Origin of the sequence: Pusillimonas sp., assembly GCF_029263785.1 — a bacterium.
In the GTDB taxonomy this organism is placed as follows: Bacteria; Pseudomonadota; Gammaproteobacteria; order Burkholderiales; family Burkholderiaceae_B; genus Pusillimonas.
This window is the reverse complement of sequence record NZ_JAJUFE010000089.1, coordinates 1-3,879: the sequence shown is the minus strand read 5'-3', so window position 1 is coordinate 3,879 and position 3,879 is coordinate 1. Positions and strand designations below refer to the sequence as shown.

Sequence of the window (3,879 nt, the reverse complement as noted above, 5' to 3'; positions counted from 1 at the left end):
TTCCCGAAGCTCTGCAACAGTACGACGAAGAGCGTGTCAAGGCGACAACCCAGGTCGTGTTGACCAATCGGGTCAATCCCCCTGATGCCATCCTGCGGGAAGTGTTCGTGCGTTCAAATGGAAAGCGCTTCGATCGTATTGACGATCTTATTTCCCAGGCTGAGCTTAAGGAAATTGCCGAAAACTACCGCAAAGTGGCAGGTTTTGATGCGCGTTCACTGATACAGCGCCCGTCTTACCTGCAGGGCTCCTAGTCAGAAACCGTCAGTCGCACGGTGCCGGAACACAGGGCCATTCCCAACGCCAGGTGGCCCTCTTCGCGCACGACCAGGTGTACGCAGTCTGCCTCGGCGTCGGCGGTAAGCCGCCCGCGTGCTTCTGAGGAGGCATCCGGGTGGCCGGGTGCATTTACGACCAGGTGTTCGTGCCAGGTAACTTTCACGGTTGCGGCGTCCGTTCCGTGGGTTATGACCTCTCGCAGATTCATGTCCAGCGTATAGTCTGCAATGGCTCCCTTTCCGGCGACGGCGCCAAACAGACCGCCGATCTGCATGATGTCTTCTTTTGCAAGAGTCATCGCGATGCTTCCCGTATGCGCTCCGTCCTTCTGGATACGCACATCTACCTGAAAGCAGGCTCCCTCGATCAAATTTGTGTCCGTCCATTCCAGAATCAGTCTGGGATCGTAATCACGCATTAAGCCTTCGGCTTCTTCACAAATGCGTTGAAAATATTTTCGGATATCTTCGGTGGATAAACCTTCGGTGTTGGGTTTCATGGCTCGCTCCTGTACGTGACGTGAGGCCTTGTTCCTGGATAGTAGCCGGCCTGCAATCCAGAATCCATAAGAAAAAATGGGGTCCATTCGGACCCCATTGCCATAGCCAAAGGAAGGCGTTCGGATTTAGTCGGCGGCCGCGAAGGCGCCGTCCTTGACGGTAAGCATCATCTGCGCCTGTTTGTCCAAGCCAAAGTGGTCGTCCTTGGTGTAGGTGATGACACCCTGCGTGATGGGAATGCTTCCATAATTTTCGAGAGCTTCCTTGAGGGCGACGCGGAACTCCTTGGTTCCTGGCTGGCCTTTTTCTTTGGCGACCGGTACCACCTTGTCCAGGATGAGGTAGGCATCGTAGGCGTGAGCAGCGAACTGGTTACGCGAACCGGCACCGAATTTTTCTTCGTAAGCCTTTACGAAGTCGGTGGCAATCTTCTTGGAGGGGTGGCTGTCGGGAAGCTCTTCGGGCAGTACGGCCAAACCTGACACCACGAACGAACCTTCGACTGCCTTGCCGCCCAGACGGATCAGGTCGCGCGAGGCGGCACTGTGAGTCTGGTAGATTTTGCCTTTGAAGCCGCGATCGACGACCGTGGTATGGGGCATGGCGGCACCGCTACCCGAAGCCACAATAAGAATGGCATCGGGGTTGGTGGCAATTGCCTTGATGGCCTGAGCCGTAACACTTGTATCGGCGCGGGCATAGCGTTCGGCGGTGGTGATTTCAATGCCGGCTTCCTTGGCCAGGGCCGTCAGGTCCTTGAGCCAGCTTTCGCCATAGGCGTCGCTGTAGCCGATAAAGGCAAAATTCTTGACGCCATGCTTTTTCATGTGATCAATGACACCACCGGCCATGACCGCAGTGGATTGGGGCAGACGGAAGGTCCAGGTTCCTTTGCCCGGGGGGAATTCGGCGGGAGAGGCAGCGAGCTGAACGGTTTCACCCTCGGCGGCAGCTTCGCCCATGGCGATGGCCGGCGTAGTGGTGCTGGAACCGATGATGACGTCTACCTTGTCTTCAGAGATGAGCCGTTGAACGTTTTTCTGGGCACGGGCCGGATCGCTGCCATCGTCCAGGGTGACGAACGTGACTTTTTCTCCGCCCACGGTATCGGGCCAGAGTTCGAAGCCCGTGTTTACGGGAATACCAAGCCCCGAAGCCGGACCGGTCAGTGACAGGACGACGCCGATTTTGAGGTCGGCTTGGGCGGGGGCCATGAAACCGAGGCTGAGGGACGCGGCCAAGAGGGTCGCGCGCAATATGTTTTTATGTTTCATGAATGTCTCCTTGGTAGGGATGGTGCCGGCAATTCGCCGAATGGTTGCAGGTTACAAAGCGAGGTTCGGGCTTAGGGTTTGAGGACCTCTGGGTGTGAATCGTTGTACAGGGCCTCGACAAGCGAGGCGCGATGCGTAAGGACTGCCCGCTGGTTGATGGATCCTTTGTCGGTGATTTCTCCTCGATCAAGCGATGGGGGTTCGACAAGAACCAGTCCGCGCATGATACGCGTGGCACTGCCGGTACCTTGAGCCGACAGGCGAGCGATCAGTTGCTGGAAGAAGTCGCGCACAGGTTTGCTTGAAAGTACCGCTGCGTCGTCGGCGCTGTCTGGAAGCCCGGACAACTTGCGGCATTGTGTCAGGTTGGGAACGATAAGAACACCCAGCTCGCGCCGGTTATGACCGGTGATGACCGAATCCTGGAGGTACGGTGCGCCTTCGCGCGCAACCAGTGCTCGCAGGGGGCCCACATTGACCCAGGTGCCGGTATCGAGCTTGAAGTCTTCGGCAACCCGTCCGTCAAACACGAAACCCTTGTCCGGGTCGTTAGGGTCGAGCCATTTGACCGCGTCGCCTGAACAGAAAAAACCCTCGTCGTCGAAAACCTCGGCTGTTTTGGCGGGATCGCGCCAGTAGCCGGGAGTGACATTGGGGCCCGAATAGCGGACTTCGGTTTTATCGTCGTTTGGAACCAGCTTGAATTCCATTCCGGGTAAGGGATGGCCGATCTGCCCGGCCAGGGCGCGCTCATCAAGCACAAACATGGCCGAGGGTGCTGTTTCGGTCATGCCCAGGCCGGTGGTCATGACGATTCGTTCGCCGACAGCGGCTTCGGCCGTGGCGTGAAGTTTGTCCCACACGGGCTGGGCCAGCGCTGCACCGGAATAGAACTGCATCTTGATGCGGCTGTAGTAATTGGTGCGCAAGGCTTCATCGATTTCGAGGGCATTGGCGATTTTTTCCCAGCCGATGGGTACATTGAAATACACCGTGGGGGCTATCTCGCGCAGGTTGCGCAGCGTGGTTTCGATTCCCTGGTCGGTCGGTTTGCCTTCGTCAATATACAAAGTGCCGCCGTTGTATAGCACCATGCCAAGGTTGTGGTTGCCGCCGAACGTGTGATTCCAGGGCAGCCAGTCAATCAGCACGGGAGGCTCTTCGGTTAAAAAGGGCCACGCCATCACCATCATGGCCAGATTGCTGCAAAGCATGCGTTGAGTGTTGATGACCGCCTTGGGCAGGCTGGTGGAACCTGATGTAAACAGGAACTTGACGATGGTGTCGGGGCCGGTGGCCTTTTGTGCCGCGTCGATGGCATCGGTAGCGGGAGTGGCCATGAGGTCGTCGAACAGGGTGACCGGTCGACCGATGTCAGCCGGCTGAGTACTGACAATTTCAATATCCGGGCCGATGGTTGCTTGAATGGCGTCAGCGTATGCGTTGGCGTCCGAGACGAAAACAAGCCCTGGCGTGACTACCTGAAGCACGTGGCGAAGCTTCTCGAAATCTTTCGAGACAAGCGAATAGGCAGGAGAAATAGGCGAGTAGGGAACTCCGGCGAACTGGCATCCCAGCGATAACAGAGCCTGTTCGATGTCGTTACCCGACAAGATGAGCACCGGCCGGTCGACAGTGAGACCGCGGTCGAGAATGGCTTGACCCAGCCGGCGAGCCGCCTGCAAGGCTTCGGCGTAGCTGATGCGGCGCCATGGACCATGACCAGGCTCTCGCTGGGCAATGTATGTGCGTTCAGGAGCTTTTTCCGCCCAGTACAGAAGCTTGTCGGTGATGCGCTCCGGATAATCGCTTAACGGGATGGGCGA

General features: G+C 57.5%; 3 protein-coding genes and 1 pseudogene. 1 reads left to right on the top strand and 3 read right to left on the bottom strand.

What is annotated here, in order from left to right; genetic code table 11:
- A pseudogene (locus Q1J88_RS12790) lies at positions 1 to 254 on the top strand (flavin-dependent oxidoreductase); the annotation flags it as partial.
- Here Q1J88_RS12790 and Q1J88_RS12785 read toward each other — a convergent pair.
- From Q1J88_RS12785 to Q1J88_RS12775, 3 genes are all read right to left on the bottom strand, one after another.
- Positions 251 to 778, bottom strand: coding sequence for a hypothetical protein (locus tag Q1J88_RS12785; protein WP_301118119.1), 528 nt, complete (start codon positions 776 to 778; stop codon positions 251 to 253). The pseudogene Q1J88_RS12790 and the gene Q1J88_RS12785 overlap by 4 nt on opposite strands.
- Before the next feature lie 126 nt (positions 779 to 904).
- Positions 905 to 2,053, bottom strand: coding sequence for an ABC transporter substrate-binding protein (locus Q1J88_RS12780; protein WP_301118117.1), 1,149 nt, complete (start codon positions 2,051 to 2,053; stop codon positions 905 to 907).
- Positions 2,054 to 2,124: 71 nt separating this feature from the next.
- Positions 2,125 to 3,879: feruloyl-CoA synthase (locus tag Q1J88_RS12775; protein ID WP_301118116.1), on the bottom strand; the 1,755-nt coding region annotated here is incomplete at its 5' end.